Annotated in this window: 20 protein-coding genes; 6 read left to right on the top strand and 14 right to left on the bottom strand. The window is 71.9% G+C overall.

What is annotated here, in order from left to right; translation table 11 throughout:
• The first annotated feature begins 22 nt into the window (after positions 1-22).
• From ADY59_RS11335 to ADY59_RS11325, 3 genes are read left to right on the top strand one after another with little or no spacing between them, the layout of a single operon-like run.
• Positions 23-1,306: a nicotinate phosphoribosyltransferase gene (locus tag ADY59_RS11335; RefSeq protein WP_049561251.1), complete on the top strand. Its 1,284-nt coding sequence runs from the start codon at positions 23-25 to the stop codon at positions 1,304-1,306.
• 15 nt (positions 1,307-1,321) lie between these two features.
• The gene (locus ADY59_RS11330; RefSeq protein WP_049561133.1) at positions 1,322-1,891 is read left to right on the top strand and encodes a nicotinamidase; all 570 of its coding nucleotides are present in this window, start codon (positions 1,322-1,324) and stop codon (positions 1,889-1,891) included.
• A 32-nt stretch (positions 1,892-1,923) separates the two neighbouring features.
• Positions 1,924-2,379 carry a GNAT family N-acetyltransferase gene (locus ADY59_RS11325; protein WP_049561132.1) on the top strand — a complete coding sequence of 152 codons (456 nt, stop codon included), beginning with the start codon at positions 1,924-1,926 and terminating at the stop codon, positions 2,377-2,379.
• A gap of 22 nt (positions 2,380-2,401) precedes the next feature.
• Here the strand turns inward: ADY59_RS11325 and ADY59_RS11320 are convergent, their stop codons facing one another.
• The 4 genes from ADY59_RS11320 to ADY59_RS11305 form a co-directional block, all read right to left on the bottom strand.
• Positions 2,402-2,716 carry a nucleotidyltransferase domain-containing protein gene (locus ADY59_RS11320; RefSeq protein ID WP_053174651.1) on the bottom strand — a complete coding sequence of 105 codons (315 nt, stop codon included), beginning with the start codon at positions 2,714-2,716 and terminating at the stop codon, positions 2,402-2,404.
• Between the two features lie 103 nt (positions 2,717-2,819).
• The gene (locus ADY59_RS47475; RefSeq protein ID WP_053174646.1) at positions 2,820-3,548 is read right to left on the bottom strand and encodes a hypothetical protein; all 729 of its coding nucleotides are present in this window, start codon (positions 3,546-3,548) and stop codon (positions 2,820-2,822) included.
• On the bottom strand, positions 3,541-4,137 hold the full coding sequence (locus ADY59_RS11310; RefSeq protein WP_197093551.1) for an RNA polymerase sigma factor: 597 nt from the start codon (positions 4,135-4,137) through the stop codon (positions 3,541-3,543). Before ADY59_RS11310 ends, ADY59_RS47475 begins: the two co-directional genes overlap by 8 nt.
• Positions 4,138-4,197: 60 nt before the next feature.
• Positions 4,198-4,587, bottom strand: coding sequence for an anti-sigma factor antagonist (locus tag ADY59_RS11305; RefSeq protein ID WP_231618661.1), 390 nt, complete (start codon positions 4,585-4,587; stop codon positions 4,198-4,200).
• A 166-nt stretch (positions 4,588-4,753) separates the two neighbouring features.
• Between ADY59_RS11305 and ADY59_RS11300 the strand changes: the two genes are divergently transcribed.
• A complete protein-coding gene (locus tag ADY59_RS11300; protein ID WP_049561127.1) occupies positions 4,754-6,157 on the top strand; it encodes a basic amino acid/polyamine antiporter in 1,404 nt (467 codons plus the stop codon).
• Between the two features lie 13 nt (positions 6,158-6,170).
• Here the strand turns inward: ADY59_RS11300 and ADY59_RS11295 are convergent, their stop codons facing one another.
• The 6 genes from ADY59_RS11295 to ADY59_RS11270 form a co-directional block, all read right to left on the bottom strand.
• Complete coding sequence (locus ADY59_RS11295; RefSeq protein WP_197093550.1) at positions 6,171-7,919, bottom strand: DEAD/DEAH box helicase; 1,749 nt, start codon at positions 7,917-7,919, stop codon at positions 6,171-6,173.
• Positions 7,920-7,953: 34 nt separating this feature from the next.
• Positions 7,954-8,799, bottom strand: a complete 846-nt coding sequence (locus ADY59_RS11290; protein WP_049561126.1) for a hypothetical protein — start codon at positions 8,797-8,799, stop codon at positions 7,954-7,956.
• An 82-nt stretch (positions 8,800-8,881) separates the two neighbouring features.
• Complete coding sequence (locus ADY59_RS11285; protein WP_231618660.1) at positions 8,882-10,201, bottom strand: MFS transporter; 1,320 nt, start codon at positions 10,199-10,201, stop codon at positions 8,882-8,884.
• A gap of 71 nt (positions 10,202-10,272) precedes the next feature.
• Positions 10,273-11,151, bottom strand: coding sequence for a zinc metalloprotease (locus ADY59_RS11280; RefSeq protein ID WP_053174643.1), 879 nt, complete (start codon positions 11,149-11,151; stop codon positions 10,273-10,275).
• A gap of 77 nt (positions 11,152-11,228) precedes the next feature.
• Positions 11,229-11,489, bottom strand: a complete 261-nt coding sequence (locus ADY59_RS11275; protein WP_049561122.1) for a DUF3039 domain-containing protein — start codon at positions 11,487-11,489, stop codon at positions 11,229-11,231.
• A gap of 98 nt (positions 11,490-11,587) precedes the next feature.
• On the bottom strand, positions 11,588-13,180 hold the full coding sequence (locus ADY59_RS11270) for a DHA2 family efflux MFS transporter permease subunit (protein ID WP_049561119.1): 1,593 nt from the start codon (positions 13,178-13,180) through the stop codon (positions 11,588-11,590).
• A gap of 156 nt (positions 13,181-13,336) precedes the next feature.
• Here ADY59_RS11270 and ADY59_RS11265 point away from each other — a divergent pair, with 156 nt between their 5' ends.
• A complete protein-coding gene (locus tag ADY59_RS11265; RefSeq protein WP_049561116.1) occupies positions 13,337-13,945 on the top strand; it encodes a TetR family transcriptional regulator in 609 nt (202 codons plus the stop codon).
• 3 nt (positions 13,946-13,948) lie between these two features.
• Here ADY59_RS11265 and ADY59_RS11260 read toward each other — a convergent pair whose 3' ends face one another.
• Complete coding sequence (locus tag ADY59_RS11260; RefSeq protein ID WP_049561114.1) at positions 13,949-14,527, bottom strand: YqgE/AlgH family protein; 579 nt, start codon at positions 14,525-14,527, stop codon at positions 13,949-13,951.
• 114 nt (positions 14,528-14,641) lie between these two features.
• On the opposite strand from ADY59_RS11260, the gene ADY59_RS11255 reads away from it, so the two are divergent.
• Positions 14,642-15,148, top strand: coding sequence for a hypothetical protein (locus ADY59_RS11255; RefSeq protein ID WP_049561111.1), 507 nt, complete (start codon positions 14,642-14,644; stop codon positions 15,146-15,148).
• On the opposite strand, the gene ADY59_RS11250 is transcribed toward ADY59_RS11255, so the two are convergent.
• The 3 genes from ADY59_RS11250 to ADY59_RS11240 all read right to left on the bottom strand — a co-directional run bounded on the left by ADY59_RS11250 (position 15,084) and on the right by ADY59_RS11240 (position 18,518).
• Complete coding sequence (locus ADY59_RS11250) at positions 15,084-15,737, bottom strand: TetR/AcrR family transcriptional regulator (RefSeq protein ID WP_331459481.1); 654 nt, start codon at positions 15,735-15,737, stop codon at positions 15,084-15,086. The two genes, ADY59_RS11255 and ADY59_RS11250, sit on opposite strands and share 65 nt — an antisense overlap.
• Before the next feature lie 685 nt (positions 15,738-16,422).
• Complete coding sequence (locus ADY59_RS11245) at positions 16,423-17,832, bottom strand: NAD-dependent malic enzyme (protein ID WP_049561110.1); 1,410 nt, start codon at positions 17,830-17,832, stop codon at positions 16,423-16,425.
• Positions 17,833-17,888: 56 nt separating this feature from the next.
• Positions 17,889-18,518 carry a cytidylate kinase-like family protein gene (locus ADY59_RS11240; protein WP_049561107.1) on the bottom strand — a complete coding sequence of 210 codons (630 nt, stop codon included), beginning with the start codon at positions 18,516-18,518 and terminating at the stop codon, positions 17,889-17,891.
• Position 18,519: the final 1 nt, after the last annotated feature.

Below are 18,519 nucleotides of genomic sequence, written 5' to 3'. Positions count from 1 at the left end.
CCGTAGTCTTCGACTCGTGAGGATGACCATGAGCACCGCGTTGCTGACCGATCACTATGAGCTGACAATGCTGCAGGCGGCCTTGCGGAGCGGGGCCGCGCATCGGCGGGCGGTTTTCGAGGTGTTCGCCCGGCATCTGCCGGGCGGGCGGCGCTACGGGGTTGTGGCCGGCACGGGACGTGTCCTCGACGCCCTTGAGAACTTCCGCTTCGGTGAGGAGGAGCTCACCTTCCTGCGCGAGAACCAGGTGGTCGACGAGATGACGCTCGACTTCCTCGCCGACTACCGCTTCTCCGGCGACGTCTACGGCTACCGCGAGGGCGACCTGTACTTCCCCGCCTCGCCCATCATGGTCGTCCAGGGCACGTTCGCCGAGGCCGTGCTCCTCGAGACGGTGACGCTGTCCATCCTGAACCACGACTGCGCCATCGCCTCCGCCGCGTCCCGCATGACCGTCGCCGCCGGCAAACGGCCGCTCATCGAGATGGGCTCGCGCCGCACCCACGAGAGCGCCGCCGTCGCCGCCGCCCGCGCCGCCTACCTCGCCGGTTTCGCCTCCACCTCCAACCTCATGGCCGGGCACCTGTACGGGGTCCCGACGGCGGGCACGGCCGCGCACGCGTTCACGCTGCTGCACGACTCCGAACGGCAGGCGTTCGAGACCCAGATCGCCTCGCTCGGGCCCGAGACCACGCTGCTGGTCGACACCTACGACGTGGCCCGGGCGGTGCGCACGGCCGTCGAGCTGGCCGGCTCGAAGCTGGGCGCGGTCCGCATCGACTCCGGCGACCTGGCCGCCGCCGCGCAGGAGGTACGCGAGCAGCTCGACGCGCTGGGCGCCTTCGAGACGCGCATCCTGGTCACCTCCGACCTGGACGAGTACGCCATCGCCGCGCTGGCCGCCGCCCCCGTCGACGGCTACGGCGTCGGCACCTCCCTGGTGACCGGCTCGGGGGTGCCCACCGCCGCCCTGGTCTACAAGCTCGTGGCCCGCGAGACGGCCAACGGCAAGCTGGAGCCGGTGGCCAAGCGCTCGGTCGGCAAGCCCTCGCGTGGCGGCCGCAAGGAGGCCTACCGGCTGCTGAACGAGTCCGGCCACTACGAGACCGAGCTCGTCACCACCTCCGGCCTGGTGCCGAAGGACGGCGTCCCGCTGCTGCACGAGCTGGCGCGCGAGGGCGAGGTCGTCGGCCGCGAACCGCTGGCCGACGCCCGCGCCAGGCACGCCGACGCCATCACCCACCTGCCTCAGGACGCGCTCCACCTGGGCAGGGGGTACGCGGCCATCCCCACGGAATTCGCCTGACGTATCGTGCTCAGTATGGGAACCGCGCTCATCATCGTGGACGTGCAGAACGACTTCTGCGAGGGAGGCAGCCTGCCCGTGGCGGGCGGCTCGGAGGTCGCCGCCGCGATCACCAGGCACGTGGCCGAGCACGGCTACGACCACGTCGTGGCCACCCGCGACTACCACGTCGACCCCGGCGCGCACTTCTCCGCCGCCCCTGACTTCGTCGACTCCTGGCCCGCGCACTGCGTCGCCGGCACTCCCGGCGCCGACTTCCACCCGGCCTTCGACGTCGCGGGCGTGGAGGAGGTCTTCAGCAAGGGCGCCCACGCGGCGGCCTACAGCGGCTTCGAAGGCACCTCCGGCGACGGCGTCACGCTCGCCGACTGGCTGCGCGAGCACGGCGTGCACGACGTCGACGTGGTCGGCATCGCCACCGACCACTGCGTCCGCGCCACGGCCCTCGACGCCGTCAAGCACGGCCTCGCGGTCCGCGTCCTGCTGGACCTGACGGCGGGCGTGGCCCGGGGCACCACCCAGGCCGCACTCGCGGAGCTCGACTCCGCCGGCGCGACCCTCAAGGGCGCCCCGATCGTCCGTTAGCCGGCGCCCATGGGACCCCTAGCCTGGGTCCCATGGACAACCGTGCATTCGTCCCCGAGGACTTCGCCGTCCCGGCCCACCTGGCCACCTCGCGGTTCCGCCTCGAACCCCTGGGCCCCCGGCACAACGCCGCCGACCACGCCGCCTGGACCAGCAGCATCGAGCACATCCGCGCGACCCCGGGTTACCCGGACGGGAACTGGCCTCCCGTGGGCGGCATGACCTTGGAGGCGAACCTGGCCGACCTGGAGCGCCACGCGAACGACTTCGCCCTGCGCCGCGGATTCACCTACACCGTCCTCGATGCGGCCGGCGACGACGTGATCGGATGCGTCTACATCTATCCCGGTGACGGCGACCACGACGCCCACGTGTCCTCCTGGGTCCGGGCCGACCGGGCCGAACTGGACGCGCCCCTGTACGAAGCCGTGACGGCCTGGCTGTCCACGCACTGGCCCTTCGGGACGGCCGGCTACGAGCCGCGCTGACAACCGGCCACCCACGTGCCGATCACGGGGGTTCTACCAGTTGCTCCAGCCAGGGATGACTCCCCGGCTCCGCCACGAGCGCCGCGGCGAGCCATGCCCGCTGCTCACCGGCCAGCAGGGGCCGCCACGGCCCGCCGGACGTCTCGCGGACCCAGATGTCGTGCACCCTGCCGGGCAGGGTCTCCCTCACGGGCCGGGGGCGCAGCAGCACGCCGACGTCCACGTCCCCGTGCTCGCGGAAGGCCCGTCCGGCGGCGAGCTCGACGGCGTGGCCGCCGCCGATGCACCACGGCGCGGACAGGTCCGCGAACAGCCGGGCGACCCCGGCCACCGGCATCGGCTCCCACGGGTCCGTCGACAGGAGACATGCGGCGCAGCCCAACGGGAGCCGGCGGCCCCGCGCGGGGGCCGCCGGCCGTCAGGGCGCCGGAGCGAGGGTGTTACTCCGTCACCCTGTTCAGGGCAGGCCCGTCGCCTTCGCCGGTCCCGGTGCGCACACCCCGCTCACCCGAAAGGGCCGGCCCGGTGGGCTTCGGCAGGCTGACGGGCTCGCAGGGCGCGACCTCGCCCGCCACGACGCCGAGCGACAGCGAGGTGGGCGGCTTGCCGGGATCGCTCCGGTCGACACCGGCCGTGAGAACGAGCGTCTGCCCGTCCTTGACCTGGCCTCCGGTGATCGAGAAGGAGATCCCGTCCCGGCTCCTGCCGATCTTCGTCTCGGTGCGCCCGCCCGGTGCGGGGTGCGTGCCCCGGGGCTCCTTGCAGGTCTGTCCCGCGGGCAGGTAGTCCACGACCGCCTTGACTCCGGCGGCCGCGAGCTCGGCCTCCAGGTCGCCGGGATCGCGGAACTCCTTGATCCACACCTCGACGGTCCCGTCCGCCCGCTTGTCCACGGCGAACGCCGGAGCCGCCGTGGTCCCGTACAGGGTGACCGCGGCGACGGCGGCCGCCGCGGCCCCCGCCAGCGCGGCGCCCACCCGGCGCAGGCGGCGGCGGGGCGTGCGCCGCGCCAGGCTGGCGCGTGCCGAGCCGTCGGCACCGGCCGTCAGCGGCTCGTACGGCTGGGCGGTGGCGCCCTCCATGACCGTGGCCCGCATCCGGGCCAGGCGCTCGGTGCCGGGCTCGGGCGCGTCGGCGCGCATTTCCTGGAGCGAACGCAGGTCATCCATCTTCTGCCTCCTCGGCGATCTGGGTCGGGTCTGTCCCGCCCAATGCGGCGCGGGTCTTCTTCCTGGCCCGGTGCAGGCGGGACCGCACGGTCCCCACCGGGATGCCGAGCGCCACGGCCACCTCCTCGTAGCCGAGGTCGGCCCAGGCGATCATGAGCAGCACGTCCCGCTCGTCCGGGGTGAGCGCGGCGAGCGCGCGGGCGAGGTCGCGGTGCGCGGCGGACGCCGACACCCGTGACTCGACGCGGTCGGCGTAGCTCTCCACCACGTCGTCGACGCCGGTCCTGGCGAGCGCCTGATAGGTCCTGACCTCGGTACGGCGGTGCTTGCCGATGAGGTTGGCGGCGATGCCGTACAGCCAGGGCCGCGCGTCGGCGTGGCTCAGGTCGTAGCGGTCGCGCCGCCGGAAGGCCGCCAGGAACGCCTCGGCGACGACGTCGTCGGCGAGCGAGTCGCCCAGACGCCGGGTGACGTAGCGGTGCAGGGCCGGAGCGTGCCGGTCGAACAGCGTGGAGAAGGCCGCCGGTTCCTGCCTGGAGCGTTGGATCACCTCGGCGTCGGTGGACACACGTTCCGTGTCCGTGATCAAGCTCGCCCCCTTTCGTCGGGTGTCGTCACCTGCTATCACCCGAACCGGGAAAGCTGGTTCTCACAGATTGGCGTGCCGCAGCGCCCCGTCGTAGGTGTCGAAGACCTCGAAGGCGTTGCGCAGCCCGGTGATGTAGAGCACCCGGGCCATGACGCCCTGCACCCCGCCGAGCAGCAGCCGGGTGCCGCGGGCCTCGCACCGGTGCATGACGTCGACGAGCTCGTTCAGCCCTATCGAGTCGCAGAAGGCGACGCCGGCCAGGTCGATGATGAGGTAGGGGGTGGGCGCGATCTCCCAGACGCGCTCCAGATGCTCCCGCAGAACGGGCACCGCCTCGCCGTCGACCTCGCCGTCGAGGCGGACGATGACGGCGTTGCGGGAGAGGCCGGAAGAGACGCTCAGCATCGACTTTCCGGTGGCCTCCGACGACATCGGCAACGTCCTTCTCATCTCCCAGGGCAGCCAAGGTCAGTGTTGCCTCATCCGCCCGCGCTCTAACGGAAGGTCACGACTCTGTCGCCAAACGAACAGACTCGCAGAGCGTGACAATCTTCGGCAAAGGAACCGGCACCTCACGATTCCCCCGCGAGCCCGGACGGAATGACATCCGGCGGCGATGACTTCCACCGATTCCCGGGCGGCCGGGCAACTGCCTCTGACGATGCTGACGGCCATGGTCGTCGGCTCCATGGTCGGCGCCGGGGTGTTCTCGCTCCCGAGCAACTTCGCGCAGGCCACCGGCGTGTTCGGGGCGCTGATCGCGTGGATGGTGGCCGGGGCCGGCATGCTCATGCTCGCGCTGGTGTTCCAGACGCTGGCGGTCCGCCGGCCACGCCTCGACGCGGGCGTGTACGCCTACGCCAAGGCGGGGTTCGGCGAGTTCCCCGGGTTCTTCTCCGCGTTCGGCTACTGGGCCAGCGCCTGCGTGGGCAACGTCACGTACTGGGTGCTGATCAAGTCGACGCTCGGCGGGCTGGTGCCGGCGTTCGGCGAGGGCAACACCGTCCCGGCGGTGGTGATCTCGGTGGCGGGCGTGTGGGCGTTCCACCTGCTGATCATCAGCGGGGTGCGGGAGGCGGCCTCGATCAACCGGATCGTGACCGTGGCCAAGCTGGTGCCGCTGCTGCTGTTCGTGGTGATCCTCGCCGTCACGCTGAAGGCCGGCGTGTTCACCGCCAACCTGTGGGGCGACGGGCCGCTGTTCGAGCAGGTCAGAGCCACGATGCTGGTGACCGTGTTCGTGTTCCTCGGCGTGGAGGGGGCCAGCGTCTACTCCCGGTACGCGCGCCGCCGCCGGGACGTGGGCCGCGCGACGGTGCTCGGCTTCCTCGGCGTGCTCGCGCTGTTCGCCTCGGTCACCCTCCTGTCGTACGGCGTGCTGCCCCGGGCGGAGATCGGCGGCATGCGGCAGCCGTCGATGGCGGGCGTGCTGGAGGCCGTGGTGGGGCCGTGGGGCGCGGCCTTCATCGGCGTGGGGCTGATCGTCTCGGTCCTGGGCGCCTACCTGGCCTGGACGCTCATGGCGGCCGAGGTGCTGTTCGTGGCCGCCAAGGACGACGACATGCCGGCCTTCCTCAGACGCGAGAACCGCCGGGGCGCCCCCGTCACGGCCCTGGTGATGACCGCGTCGCTGACCACGCTCGTGCTGCTGACCACGCTCTTCTCCGACGACGCGTTCACCTTCACGCTCAAGCTGTGCAGCTCGCTGTCGCTGGTGCCCTACCTGCTCGCCGCCGGCTACGCGCTGATGATCGCCGGCCGGGGCGAGGGCGGGCGCGGCGAGCTCACGATCGCGGCCCTCGCCACCGCCTACACGGCGTTCCTGATCTTCGCCGCCGGGCCGCAGTTCCTGCTGCTGTCGTGCATCGTGTACGCGCCCGGCGTCGTGCTGTTCGTCATCACGCGGCGCGAGCACGGCAGGCGCCTGTTCGGGCCCGGCGAGCTGGTGCTGCTCGCGGTGGCCGTGGCCGGGGCGGTGATCGGCGTCGCCGCCCTGGCCACGGGCCGGATCGTCATCTGAACCCGCGGGACGCTCAGCGGCGCTGGGTGGCCCACTGACGGATCTTGTCGATGCGCTCCTGGATCTGCTCGGCCGTCGCCTGCGCGATGGGCGGGCCGCCGCAGGCCCGTCGCAGCTCGGAGTGGATGACGCCGTGCGGCTGGCCGGTGCGATGGTTCCAGGCGCCGACGAGGCCGTTGAGCTCGCGCCTGAGCTCGGCCATCTGCTCGTGCGGGGCCAGCGCGGGGGCCCGCTCGGCGGGCTGGTTGCGCTTGGCGGCCTGCTGGTCGGACTGCCGCTTGCGCAGCAGCGTCGCCACCTGGTCGGGCTCCAGCAGGCCGGGCAGGCCGATGAAGTCTTCCTCCTCGGCCGAGCCGACCTCCGCGCCGGTGCCGAACTCGCCGCCGTCGAACAGCACCCGGTCGAACGTGGCCGACGTCTCCATGGTCTCGAACGGCAGCTCGTCGCCCAGGACGTCGGGGTTGTCCTTCTTGCGGTTGGCCTGCTCCAGGAGGCTGTCGTCCAGGCCGTCCTCGGGCGGCCTGCGGTTGAGCACGTGGTCGCGCTCGACCTCCATCTCGTTGGCCAGCCCCATGAGCGTCGGCACCGACGGCAGGAACACCGAGGCCATCTCGCCACGCTTGCGGGCCCGCACGAACCGGCCCACGGCCTGGGCGAAGAACAGCGGGGTCGAGGTCGAGGTGGCGTAGACGCCCACGCACAGGCGCGGGATGTCGACGCCCTCCGACACCATGCGGACCGCGACCAGCCAGCGGTCGCCGGACGCGGCGAACTGCTTGATCTTCTTGGACGCGCCCGGGTCGTCGGAGAGCACCACCGTGGCGCCCTCGCCGCTGATCGCGCGCAGGTGACGGGCGTAGGCGCGGGCCGCCTCGTGGTCGGTGGCGATGACCAGCCCGCCGCCGCCGCCCACGCCGCGCCGCACCTCGGTGAGGCGCCGGTCGGCGGCCTGCATGACCTGGCGGATCCAGTCGCCCTTCGGGTCGAGCGCGGCCCGCCACGCCTGGGAGAGCTGATCCTTGGTGAGCGGGGTGCCGAGCGTGGCGGCCAGCTCGTCGCCGGCCCTGGTGCGCCACTTCATCTCGCCGGAGTAGGCCAGGAAGATGACCGGCCGCACGACGCCGTCGTCGAGCGCCGGGCCGTAGCCGTAGGAGTAGTCGGAGACGCTGCGCTTGACGCCCTCGGCGTCTTCCTCGTAGCCGACGAACGGGATCGGGTTGTCGTCGGAGCGGAACGGGGTGCCGGTCAGCTGCAGCCTGCGGGTGGCGGGCTCGAACGCCTCGCGCACGCCGTCGCCCCACGACTTGGCGTCGCCCGCGTGGTGGATCTCGTCGAAGATGACCAGGGTCTTGCGCGCCTCGGTGCGTGCCCGGTGCAGCGCGGGGTGCATGGCGACCTGCGCGTAGGTGACCGCGACGCCGACGTAGTCGCTGCTGGTGGTGCCCTGGCTGTTCTTGAACTCGGGATCGATGCTGATGCCGACCTTGCCCGCGGCGTCGGCCCACTGGCGCTTGAGGTGCTCGGTGGGCGTGACGATGGTGATCGCCCGGATCACCCCGTTGGCGATCAGCTCGCTGGCGATGCGCAACGCGTAGGTGGTCTTGCCCGCTCCGGGGGTGGCCACGGTGAGGAAGTCACGCGGCTCGCGCCTGAAATACAGGTCGAACGCCTGCTGCTGCCAGGCCCGGAGCTTGGGGGCGGTGCCCCACGCGGCCCGGTCCGGATAGGAAGGCGACAGGTGGGATGCGGCGAACGTGCTCACCGCATCACCTCTGGGGTTCGTGTGCTTCGCTCTCTCACAGTGACCCAAGAGTAATCGGGCCCACCGACAAGACGTGCCGTGCATCGGGGATTCTGGCCAAGCCGCCCCAGGAGTGGTATGGGCGGGTCGCGGCATATCGCACACTGGCGAGCACCGTGTCCACGGCCTGCCTGCCCGCTTCGTCCTCGGGCTGGAGCAGGCCGACGAGCAGCGCCGTCCGGCCGTTCTCGGTGACCAGTGTCACCCGCAGATAGGCGGGCCGGTTCACCACGTCGTCGTACTCGGCCCGCAGCGCCCTGGTGTGCCCCCGGGCCAGCGGCTCGTCGGCCACGACGGTCACCCGGTCGCCCTTCAGCAGCAGGTCCGAGTAGCGCTCGGCCGCCTCCTTGGCCGCCTTCGCCGGGTCGGCCGCCTCACCGGGCACCGGCCTGGCCATGACGAGCGCGGCTCCCCCCGGAGCCCTGGCGACCGAGGTGAACCCGGTCACGGGCGGCACCTTGCCCTCCTGCCACCCCTCGGGCAGCGTCAGGAGCACCCCGGCGATGGAGTCGGTGAGCTGAGCCTGCTCCCCGCCCGGGGCGGCGACCCGCAGCGCCACCGCGACCAGCCCGGCCACCAGGCCCACGGCCATCAGCACGCCGAGCAGCGCCCCGCCCCACCGTCGCCACACGCGGCGCCGTACCCGGGGACCCGGATCGGCGGGCGCGCCGTAGAGGCGGGCGGAGGGCGGCAGGGAGTCCCACACGGGGCCGGCCGGATCCGCGGGTTCGAGGCCACGGCGGGCGGCGCTGCTGCTGGCGTTGCGGGCGGCCGGGTCCCACAGCTCGTCCGGCTCGCCCTCGCGCCCGCCGTAGGGCCGTCTGCGGTGATCACCCTCCATGGCACCTCCTCGTGCCGCAGTCGTATCACCGCCGGGCGCGAGGATCAGGCGAACCGTGATCGCTGTGGCTGAAGGGGCAGAATCACCTTGCCGCGATCCGCGCGGACAGCAGCACGGCCGCCAGCGCGATCACCGCCATGAGTGCGCAGATCACCACGAATCCCCACACGAGGTCGGCCGGGGCGTGCCCGATGAGGTTGACCAGCGCGCCGCCGATGCCCAGGGTGAGCGCGGAGCCGAGCATGTCGGTGACCGACAGGGCCGCGCTGTTGGCGCCCTGCTCGCTGACCGGCGACTGCCTGAGCGCGGTGACGTTCACCGTGGTCATGCCGAGCCCCATGCCGAATCCGGCCACCACCCAGGCGGGCACCGCGACCCAGCCGGTGACGCCGGGCAGCACGGCCAGGACCGACAGCACGATGCCCGCCGTCACGCAGGCCGCGCCGAGCCGGATCCGCCGGTGCGGCTCGGCGGTGCGCCTGCTCTGCAGGTACGACCCGACCGACCAGCCGAGCGCGCCGGTGGTGAGCGCGATGCCCGCGGCGCCGGTCTCGAACCCCTTCACGTCGTGCAGGACCAGCGGGATGAAGCCGTTCACCCCGAAGAAGGCGGCCGAGAACAGCCCGCGCATCATCACGGTGGTCGGCAGCCCGCGCCCGAACCGCAGCGCGCCCCGGGGCAGCAGCCTGACGAGCCCGTACAGCAGCAGGGCCAGGCCCGCGGCGCACGCGATCCCGCCGCGCAGCGGCTGGTTGTGCAGGGCGTCGACGCCGTACAGCAGCACGCCCGCGCCCACGGCGGCCGCGCCGGCGGCGGTGGTCATGGCGGCCGGGCGCGAGCGCGGTCCCTGTCCGGCGGGCGTCTCGTCGTCGGTGGGCCGCCGCCTGAGCGCCGGGACGAGCATGACCAGGGCGGGCAGCACGAGCGGGATGATGCCGTAGAACACCCAGCGCCATCCCCAGGTGTCGCCCACGAAGCCGGCGACCGCCGGGCCGACCATGGCGGGCACCACCCAGGCGGCCGACAGGGCGGCGAACACCCGGGGCCGCATCACGGCCGGGTAGACCCGGGCGATCATCACGTAGAGGGCCACGATCGAGGCCCCGGCGCCCAGTCCCTGCACGGCGCGCGACACCAGGAACAGCGTCTCGTTCACGGCGGCCCCGGCCATGCCCATGCCGATCACGAACAGCACCACGCCGGCGAGGAACGGCAGCGCGTAGCCCCGCCGGTCCGACCACAGCCCCGCGACCACGTTGGCGAACAGGCTGGCGATGAGGAACGCCGAGAAACTGACCCCGTAGATCTCCTGGGCGTCGAGGTCCGTGGCGACCTGTGGCATGACGACGCCGACCGACATGCCCTCGAAAGCGATCAAGGTGACCACCAGGAGGATGCCCACAGTGGCCACCCGGTACGGATGGCCGAAGATGCGCGGGATTTCGTGAGGGGCATCTAGTGCGTTTGGTGCTGTCACCTGGACATCGTAGGACGCACCCGGTAAGCGGCCCACATCTGGCGCATCCGATGCCCCTGGCCGGCCGTGAACTCGCGCATGCACCGGTCCTGGGCGTAGTCCATGAAGTTGTGCACGCCGTCGTGCCCCGGCTGCGCGCAGGTGTCCTGGACCGCCGGGCAGCCCTCGGTCGGCCCGGCCTGCGCCGGGGTGTCGGCCACGCCGTCGCCGGGGTCGGCGCAGCCGTTCTCGAAGGTGTGGAACAGGCCCAGCCAGTGGCCGATCTCGTGCACGCCGGTGTAGCCCTGGTCGTAGCCGTTCAGCGTGCCGCCGGGCAGGCCGCGCCAGTCGATCACCACGCCGTCGAGCCGCGGCTGCGAGGCGTACCAGTAGGGGTAGGAGGAGAAGCCGAGCACCAGGTCACCGGGCTGGGCGAGGTAGAGGTTGAGCGTCTCGGGCCCGCCCTTGCGCAGCGCCGTCTTCATGGCGCTCTCGTGCGCGATCGGCGCGCTGAACCAGGCGGCGTCGCGGGTGACCACGATGCCGTCGAGGCGGAAGCGGACGCCGGTGTCGGCCCCGCCCAGGCGGCCCGCGTAGGCGTCGTTGAGCGTGGCGATCTGCGCCTTGACCGCCTTCGTGGTGGCCCGGCTGGTGCCGTCGGTGATGACGTGCACCCACGTCGGCACCGTGATCCTGGCGGGCAGCTTGACCCCGCGCAGGCGCTCGGCGAGCTCGGCGGTCACCGCCGCCACGTCACCCGGCTTGGGCGCGCGGGGCTCGGGCGAACGCGGATGAGCCGCCGCCCGAGGGCAGCTCGAAGCCACCGCCGGCGAAGTCGGCGGCGTGATCCCGGCCGCGAGCACGCAGGCGAACAGAACGGCGGCGCGCCGGGTCATGCGATCTCCCGTTACGGTAGGGGGTGGTCCGGATACGAACCGTAGCCCCCACGGGGTGGATCACACGTCAGCAACACTCACTGCTTGTCGTCGCCGCCCTCGCCGCCGCCGGGCGGCAGGCCCTCATAGATCTCCTTGCACTCCGGGCAGACCGGATATTTCTTGGGATCGCGGCTGGGCACCCAGATCTTGCCGCACAGCGCGCGGATCGGCGTGCCCGTCACCATGGACTCGGTGATCTTGTGCTTGTCCGCGTAGTGGGCGAACCGTTCGTGGTCGCCGTCGCCGTGCGACGTCTGCGGACGGGTCTCCTGCTCTGGAAGGATCTTCGTGCTCACCCCACCGAGTCTATTCCCGCCGCCGACCGCTCCCGCTCACGGACAGCAGTACGGCTCCCGTCCCGCGCGGGGAAGGGAGCCGTACGGACGGAGAGACGTCAGCCGACGTGGACCGGCGCGCCCTCGGTCTTGCGCCCGGCCTTGACGAACAGGGCCAGGATCGCGGTGAGGATCGCGACGCCGGTGCTGACCAGGAAGGCCAGGTGCATCCCGTCCATGAACGCGTTGTTCACGGCCGGGCCGACCACCTGCACGAGCTGCGCGGGCGTGCCCGCGGGCAGGCCGCCGAACGCGGCCGCCTTCTCCAGCAGCCCGAGCTGCTCCGGCGGGATCGCCTGGGCCGCCGGGCCGAGGTAGCCGGGCAGCTTGTCGGCGATCTCACCGGCCATGACGGCGCCCAGGATCGCGGTGCCGAGCGCGCCGCCGACCTGCATGGCCGACTGCTGCAGACCGCCCGCGACGCCGCTGAGCTCGACGGGCGCGTTGCCCACGATGACCTCGGTGGCGCCGACGAAGACCGGCGAGAGGCCGAAGGCCAGCACCACGAACGGGATCGCGCTCTCGATGAACGTGGCGTCCATGCTGAGCTGGGACATCAGGAACATCGCGCCGGCGGTCACCACGAGGCCCGAGGCCATGGTGATCTTCGGCCCGAGCTTGCCGATCATCATGCCGGCCAGCGGCGAGGCCACGATCATGCCCGCGCTCATCGGCAGCATGCGCAGACCCGCCTCCAGCGGGCTCAGGCCGTGCACGCCCTGGAAGAAGAAGCCCAGGAAGAACATCGCGCCGAACATCGCGAAGGCGACCATCATCATCAGCACGGTGCCGATGGAGATCGAGGCGTTGGCGAACAGCGAGAGCGGCACCAGCGGCTGCCTGGCCCGGCTCTGCCAGAAGATGAACGCGCCGATCAGCACCACGAACGCGACGATGAAGCCGAGCGTCGTGGAGTCGCCCCAGCCCCACTCGGGCGCCTTGATGATGGTCCAGACGAGCGCGAACATCGCACCCGACAGCAGCACCACGCCGCCCCAGTCGATGCGGTTGAGCACCTTGACCGGGCTCTCCCTGATCAGGAAGATGCCCATGACGAGGGCGATGACGCCCACCGGCGCGTTGATGAAGAAGACCGACTCCCAGCCCTGGTCCTCGACCAGCAGGCCGCCCACGATCGGGCCGGCGGCGCTGGACAGGCCAATGATCGCGCCCCACGCCCCCATGGCCTGGTTGAGCTTCTCACCGGGGAAGGCGTTGCGCAGCAGCGCCAGCGCGGCGGGCTGCAGCAGTGCGCCGAACAGGCCCTGGAGCACCCGCAGCCCGATCAGCGCGCCGACCGGCGAGACGCCCGGCAGGATGTCCGCCAGCTGCTGGCTGAGGCCGATGCCCACCGACGTAATCGCGAAGCCGGCGACGCCGATGAGGAACACGCGCTTGTGGCCGAACAGGTCACCCAGCTTGCCCGCGGTGATCAGGAAGACCGCCAGCGCGAGCAGGTAGCCGCTCGTCACCCACTGCAGGTCGGCGAGCGAGGCGCCCAGGTCGTGCTGGATCACCGGGTTGGCGATGCCGACCACGGTGCCGTCCAGCATCACCATGATGACGCCGAGGCTGACCGCGAGCAGCACGAGCCACGGATTGGCCGTCTTCTCCCCCGGTGGCGGCGCTTCGGCCACCTTCGTCTGTGCCATGAGGTCCCCCTAAACACATCACGCCCCACACCGAGGCGTACGTCCCATAAGCCCGGGTAATCTATGTCAGACCCTGCCAGATGACAAATGGGTTTTATTCGTCGCATCCTGACTTCTGGCATAGTGTGACAGAAAGGTTTCGAGGGAGTGACGCCGGTGGGTCTACGGGAACGCAAGAAGGAGAAGACGCGGCTCGCGCTGCTCGACGCCGCGTTCGACCTGTTCCTCGAACAAGGGTACGACTCGACCACGGTGGACCAGATCGCGGGGGCGGTCGACGTCTCCCCCCGCACCTTCTTCCGCTACTTCACCAGCAAGGATCACCTGGTGCTCTGGTATCACGACCAGGGCGAGGAGACGATGCTGGAGACCCTGGCGGACCGGCCGCCCGGCGAGCCGCCGTTCGTCTCGATGACCCACGCCGTCCGCGCCGTGCTGCGCGACATGGAGCAGTCAACGTCCGAGGACACCGAGAGATTCCTCAAGCTGCGGCGCGTCCTCGACGCCAATCCGCAGCTCGTCGCCTCCACGATCGCCCGGGGCATGGAGACCGAGCGCCGCCTGACCGAGGCGATCGCCGGCCGCTCGGGCCTCGCCCCCGACGCCGGGCCGCTCCCGCACCTGGTCGTGGCGTTCGCGATGGCGCCCATGCGCGTCGACATCGGCTGCGCGGCCACCAGGCCCGACCTCCAGGTCATGGTGCGCCGGATCGAGGAGACCCTTCAGTTCGTGGAGCGCTCCCTGCGGCCCGGCTGGGACGCCTGAGCGCTAGTTCATCGTCGGGTCGTCGGGACAGGTGGCCACGAAGGCCAGCTCGCCGGGCTGCCGCCGCAGGACGTGCCGCCAGAGCGAGCCGGGGTCGGTGTGGAAGGTGTCACCGGCCTCGGAGTCGACGACGTACCACGCGCCCTCGGCGATCTCGCTCGCCAGCTGCCCCGACGTCCAGCCCGCGTAGCCGGCGAAGATGCGCATCTGGGCGATCTCGCCCTGGAGGATCTCCGGCGGCGCGTCGAGGTCGACCGTGCCGAGCCGCGACACCGCCGGCGTGCCCGCGTGCAGCCGGCGCCAGCCGAGCGGCTCCTCGCCGCTCGGCACCGCCGCCAGCGCCAGCGCGCTGTCGGTCTGCACCGGGCCGCCCTCGAAGAGCACCGGCGGGCCGGTCACCAGCGGATCCCACACCGGCAGGACCTGCGTCACCGAGATCTCGCTCGGCCTGTTGAGAACCACCCCGAGGGTGCCGCCGTCGAGGTCGTGTTCGAGGATCAGCACGACGCTACGCCGGAAGTTGGGGTCATCGAGAAGCGGCGTCGCCACCAACAACCCGCCGACGTAGATCGCTTCCGCCATACCTCCATCATGAAGGGTCAACGGGCCTTCCCGCTCCCCCGGTCCGACGATGTTACTTTTCGTAGTCATACGGGCACGGTAGGTATCAAAGTTCGCGAATCTCGGGAGGGTCATATGCGCCGTCTCGCCCTGGCCTGCCTGGGACTGTTCCTCGGCCTCGTCCTCCTCCCGCCCCCGGCGGCGCCCGCCTGGCCGAAGCCCGACACCGGCGACCCGTTCACCATGAGCGTCGACCGCGTCGGCTGCCGGGCCGGCACCGTACGGGTGACACTGCGCAACCAGACCCGCCAGCTGGCCCGCTTCGACCTGCGCGCCGACTCCACGTCCGTGGCGACGGGCTCCATCCCCGCGCGCAAGTCGATCACCCGGCACGTACGGATCCGGCACGGCGGCAGCGTCGAGATCGAGGCGTACTCGGTCGGCGAGGCCCACCCGGACACGCTGATCGACTCCACCCGGGTGCGCAACGACTGCCCGGGCGGCCGGCGTCACCTGCCCTTCACGGGGCCCCCGGTGGACCTGATGGGCAAGCTCGCCACCGCCGGCGGACTGGTGCTCACGGGCGGGATCGTCTGGTGGTACGGGTCGCTGTGGCCCCGTTCGAGGCGGGACCCGTACTGACCTCGCCCTCGGCGTCCACGCCGGTCGGGCCGGCGGGATCCGGGTCGCCTGTGACGAAGGCGCCGGCCCTGGCCGCGATCAAGGCGCGGGTCACCGAGCGCACGGCCGTCTCGTGGTCGACCGGCTCGCGGGTGACCACCAGACGATAGTAGAGCGGGGCCGAGACGGCCTTGATGAGCTCCTCGCCGTCGGTGCCCGCCGGGAGGTCGCCGCGCGCGACCGCCAGGTCGGCCACCTTCGCCCACTCCGCGATGCGGCGGCCGTAGAAGGCGCGCAGCGCCCTGGCGGCGCCCTCGTCACAGGTGGCGGCCGCGATCACGGCCTGGAACGTGGCGCCGAGATGAGGGTCGTTGATGGCGCCCAGCACGTTGAGCGCGTTGGCCTCCAGATCGCCCTGGATGCTGCCCGTGTCGGGGGGCGGCGAGGACTGGGCGGCCAGTTCGGTCATGAGCTCCGTGACCAGCCCGGCCGGGGTGCCCCAGCGGCGGTAGATGGTGGTCTTCCCGATGCCCGCCCTGGCGGCCACCTGCTCCATGTTGAGGCCGTGGAAGCCGCGTTCGACCAGCTCGTCCTGGGTTGCCTGCAGCACGGCCGCACGCACCTTCGCCGTACGGCCGCCAGGACGGACCGTTCCCGCCAAACGGGACTCTTGTTCCATTAATTCTCCTCATGCGCCGACCTCATGGCCATTCTAATGGCACTGAAGACCCGTTAAAGGGAATGACATGACCGTACTCGATCGGCGGACGCGCTCCCGGCCGGTGCTGCCGGGGTCCCCGTCCATGCTCGCCGTCGACCTCTCCGTTCCGAACGTGGTGACGCCGCAGGTGATCGGCCCGGGGCCCCGGGTCCGGGCCGGTCCGCACCGGCGGCTTCCCCTGCACGGGCACTTCCTCCACCCCTCCCCCGCGAAGCCCGGCTTCCACCCTCACCGGACGAGGCCGCGCCCTCCGTTCCCGGAGATACGCGCCCGGCTTGAGCTTGGGCAGGACACCGCCACCTGCCTGGTGGCGGGTGTTCACTCCCTCGTGCGCTCGGTGACCCGCGCCGCCCCGGACGGGACACCGCCCCCGTCACCGGGGTGGGTGCCACCCGCTCGCCTGGAAGTGGCGCCCGCCGGAGAGCGCCGTCTCCCCTGCCTCGGGCGGATGCTCCCGGCCCGCGCCGGACGCCCCCGGCGACGGCCCTCGTCGCCGGACGGCACGCCGCCCTCCCCCGTTCACGCGGGACACCCCGGACGGGCATCGGGCCGCCGGTGTGTGAGAGCGGCCCGGTCAGGCCTCGGTGAAACCGCGGGCGCGGCCGCCGGCGGATTCGCGGACTGCGGCGGCGACGGCGCCCGCCACATCGGGGTGGAAGACGCTGGGGATGATGTAGTTGGGCCCCAGTTCCTCGGGCGTGACCACGGCGGCCAGCGCCCCGGCGGCGGCCAGCAGCATCTCCGGGGTCACCTCGGTGGCCTGCGCGTCGAGCAGCCCCCGGAAGACGCCGGGGAACGCCAGCACGTTGTTGATCTGGTTGGGGTAGTCGGACCGCCCGGTGGCCACGACGGCGGCGTGCTCGCGGGCGTCGTCCGGGGAGACCTCCGGCTCGGGGTTGGCGAGGGCGAAGACGACCGCCCCCGGCGCCATCGTGGCGATGTCGTCGCCGGTCAGGATCCCCGGCGCGGACACCCCGACGAACACGTCGGCGCCCTTGACCGCGCCGCGCAGGTCACCGGAGTAGCCCTCGGCGTTGGTGTGGTCGGCGATCCACCGCAGCGAGTCGTCGAGGTCGTCGCGGACCTGATGGACGGCGCCGAGGTAGTCACAGACGATCACGTTGCGGGCGCCCGAGGCCAGCAGCAGCCGCAGCACGGCGTTGCCCGCCGCGCCCGCGCCCGCCATGGTGATGCGCACGTCCTCGATCCGCTTGTCGACCACCCGCAGCGCGTTGGTCATCGCGGCGAGCACGCAGATCGCGGTGCCGTGCTGGTCGTCGTGGAAGACCGGGATGTCGAGCAGGTCGCGCAGCCGCCGCTCGACCTCGAAGCAGCGCGGCGCGCCGATGTCCTCGAGGTTGATGCCGCCGAAGCCGGGCGCGATGAGCTGGACCGCACGGACGATCTCGTCGACGTCCTGGGTGTCGAGGCAGATCGGCCAGGCGTCGATGCCGGCGAACCGCTTGAACAGCGCCGCTTTGCCCTCCATGACGGGCAGCGCGGCCTCCGGCCCGATGTTGCCGAGCCCGAGCACGGCCGACCCGTCGGTGACGACGGCGACGGTGTTGCGCTTGATGGTCAGCCGGCGGGCGTCCTCCTTGTTGCGGGCGATCGCCATGGACACCCGGGCCACGCCGGGCGTGTAGGCCATGGAGAGCTCGTCGCGGTTGCGCAGCGGCACCTTCGACTTCATCTCGATCTTGCCGCCGAGGTGCATGAGGAAGGTGCGGTCGGAGACCTTGTGGATGACGACGCCCTCGACCGCTTCGAGCTGGTCGACGATGGCCTGTGCGTGGTCGGTGTCACGAGCCGCGCAGGTGACGTCGATGCGGAGCTTTTCGTGGCCCGCGTTGGTGACGTCGAGGGCGGTGACCACGCCGCCGGCCGACTCTACGGCATGGGTGAGCTGGCTGACGGCCTTGCCGCCGGCCGGCACCTCGAGCCGCACGGTGATGGAGTACGACACACTTGGGACGGTCGCCACGTCAATCGCTCCTTCGCGCCTGACCAAGAAGTCCTCCCATGGTAGGGGGCAACTGGTCAAGCGAGCGCCTCCGCAGCTGTCACGATCAGGTCGACACAGACCGCCACGGGGATCGCGGCGCTGTCCACGACCAGGTGGTAGAGCCGGGGGTCGGCAGGATCGGCACGATAGAAGTGGCGGACGTAGGCGGTGCGGGCCCGGTCGTTGTCCTCGATGATCTTGCGTGCCTCGCGCTCGGTCAGCTCGCCGAGCGTGGCGGTCTGCCGGACCCGGCGCTGGACCGGGGCGTCGAGCCGGACGTGCAGCGCGCCGGGGTGGTCGGCGAGCACGACGGCCCCGGCCCTGCCGAGGAAGACGCCGCCCTGCTCGCGCGCGGTCTCGATGAGCACGCGCTCGGTGTGGCGGACGAACTCCTCCGGCGCGTGCGGCAGCACGCCGGGCACGTACATGTCGACGCCGCCGAAGGTGACGGTGGGCAGCCGCATCGCGCCCGACAGCAGCCTGCCGAGGCCGTGCTCGGCCCGGTCGTCATGGGCCAGCGCCTCCTCCAGCGTGCAGCCCAGCTCCTGGGCGACGGCGCCGGGGATCGCGCGGTCGACGAAGGGCACGCCCAGCCGCTCGGCCACGGCCGGGCCGATGTGGCTGCCGGCCGTGCCGTAGGTGGCGGAGAGCGTGACTACCCGCATA

The sequence above is a fragment of the Nonomuraea sp. SBT364 genome (assembly GCF_001083785.1).
GTDB lineage: Bacteria > Actinomycetota > Actinomycetes > Streptosporangiales > Streptosporangiaceae > Nonomuraea.
Note: the sequence above shows the minus strand (reverse complement) of the source record. Positions and strands in the feature narration are given on the sequence as shown.

Coding starts and splice junctions, on each gene's coding strand:
- ADY59_RS11270 (WP_049561119.1), bottom strand. CDS start 13,180: ATGGCACAGACGAAGGTGGCCGAAGCGCCGCCACCGGGGGAGAAGACG.
- ADY59_RS11300 (WP_049561127.1), top strand. CDS start 4,754: ATGACTTCCACCGATTCCCGGGCGGCCGGGCAACTGCCTCTGACGATG.
- ADY59_RS11325 (WP_049561132.1), top strand. CDS start 1,924: ATGGACAACCGTGCATTCGTCCCCGAGGACTTCGCCGTCCCGGCCCAC.
- ADY59_RS11240 (WP_049561107.1), bottom strand. CDS start 18,518: ATGCGGGTAGTCACGCTCTCCGCCACCTACGGCACGGCCGGCAGCCAC.
- ADY59_RS11280 (WP_053174643.1), bottom strand. CDS start 11,151: ATGACCCGGCGCGCCGCCGTTCTGTTCGCCTGCGTGCTCGCGGCCGGG.
- ADY59_RS11305 (WP_231618661.1), bottom strand. CDS start 4,587: ATGAGAAGGACGTTGCCGATGTCGTCGGAGGCCACCGGAAAGTCGATG.
- ADY59_RS11255 (WP_049561111.1), top strand. CDS start 14,642: ATGCGCCGTCTCGCCCTGGCCTGCCTGGGACTGTTCCTCGGCCTCGTC.
- ADY59_RS11320 (WP_053174651.1), bottom strand. CDS start 2,716: ATGCCGGTGGCCGGGGTCGCCCGGCTGTTCGCGGACCTGTCCGCGCCG.
- ADY59_RS11335 (WP_049561251.1), top strand. CDS start 23: ATGACCATGAGCACCGCGTTGCTGACCGATCACTATGAGCTGACAATG.
- ADY59_RS11260 (WP_049561114.1), bottom strand. CDS start 14,527: ATGGCGGAAGCGATCTACGTCGGCGGGTTGTTGGTGGCGACGCCGCTT.
- ADY59_RS47475 (WP_053174646.1), bottom strand. CDS start 3,548: ATGGATGACCTGCGTTCGCTCCAGGAAATGCGCGCCGACGCGCCCGAG.
- ADY59_RS11290 (WP_049561126.1), bottom strand. CDS start 8,799: ATGGAGGGTGATCACCGCAGACGGCCCTACGGCGGGCGCGAGGGCGAG.
- ADY59_RS11330 (WP_049561133.1), top strand. CDS start 1,322: ATGGGAACCGCGCTCATCATCGTGGACGTGCAGAACGACTTCTGCGAG.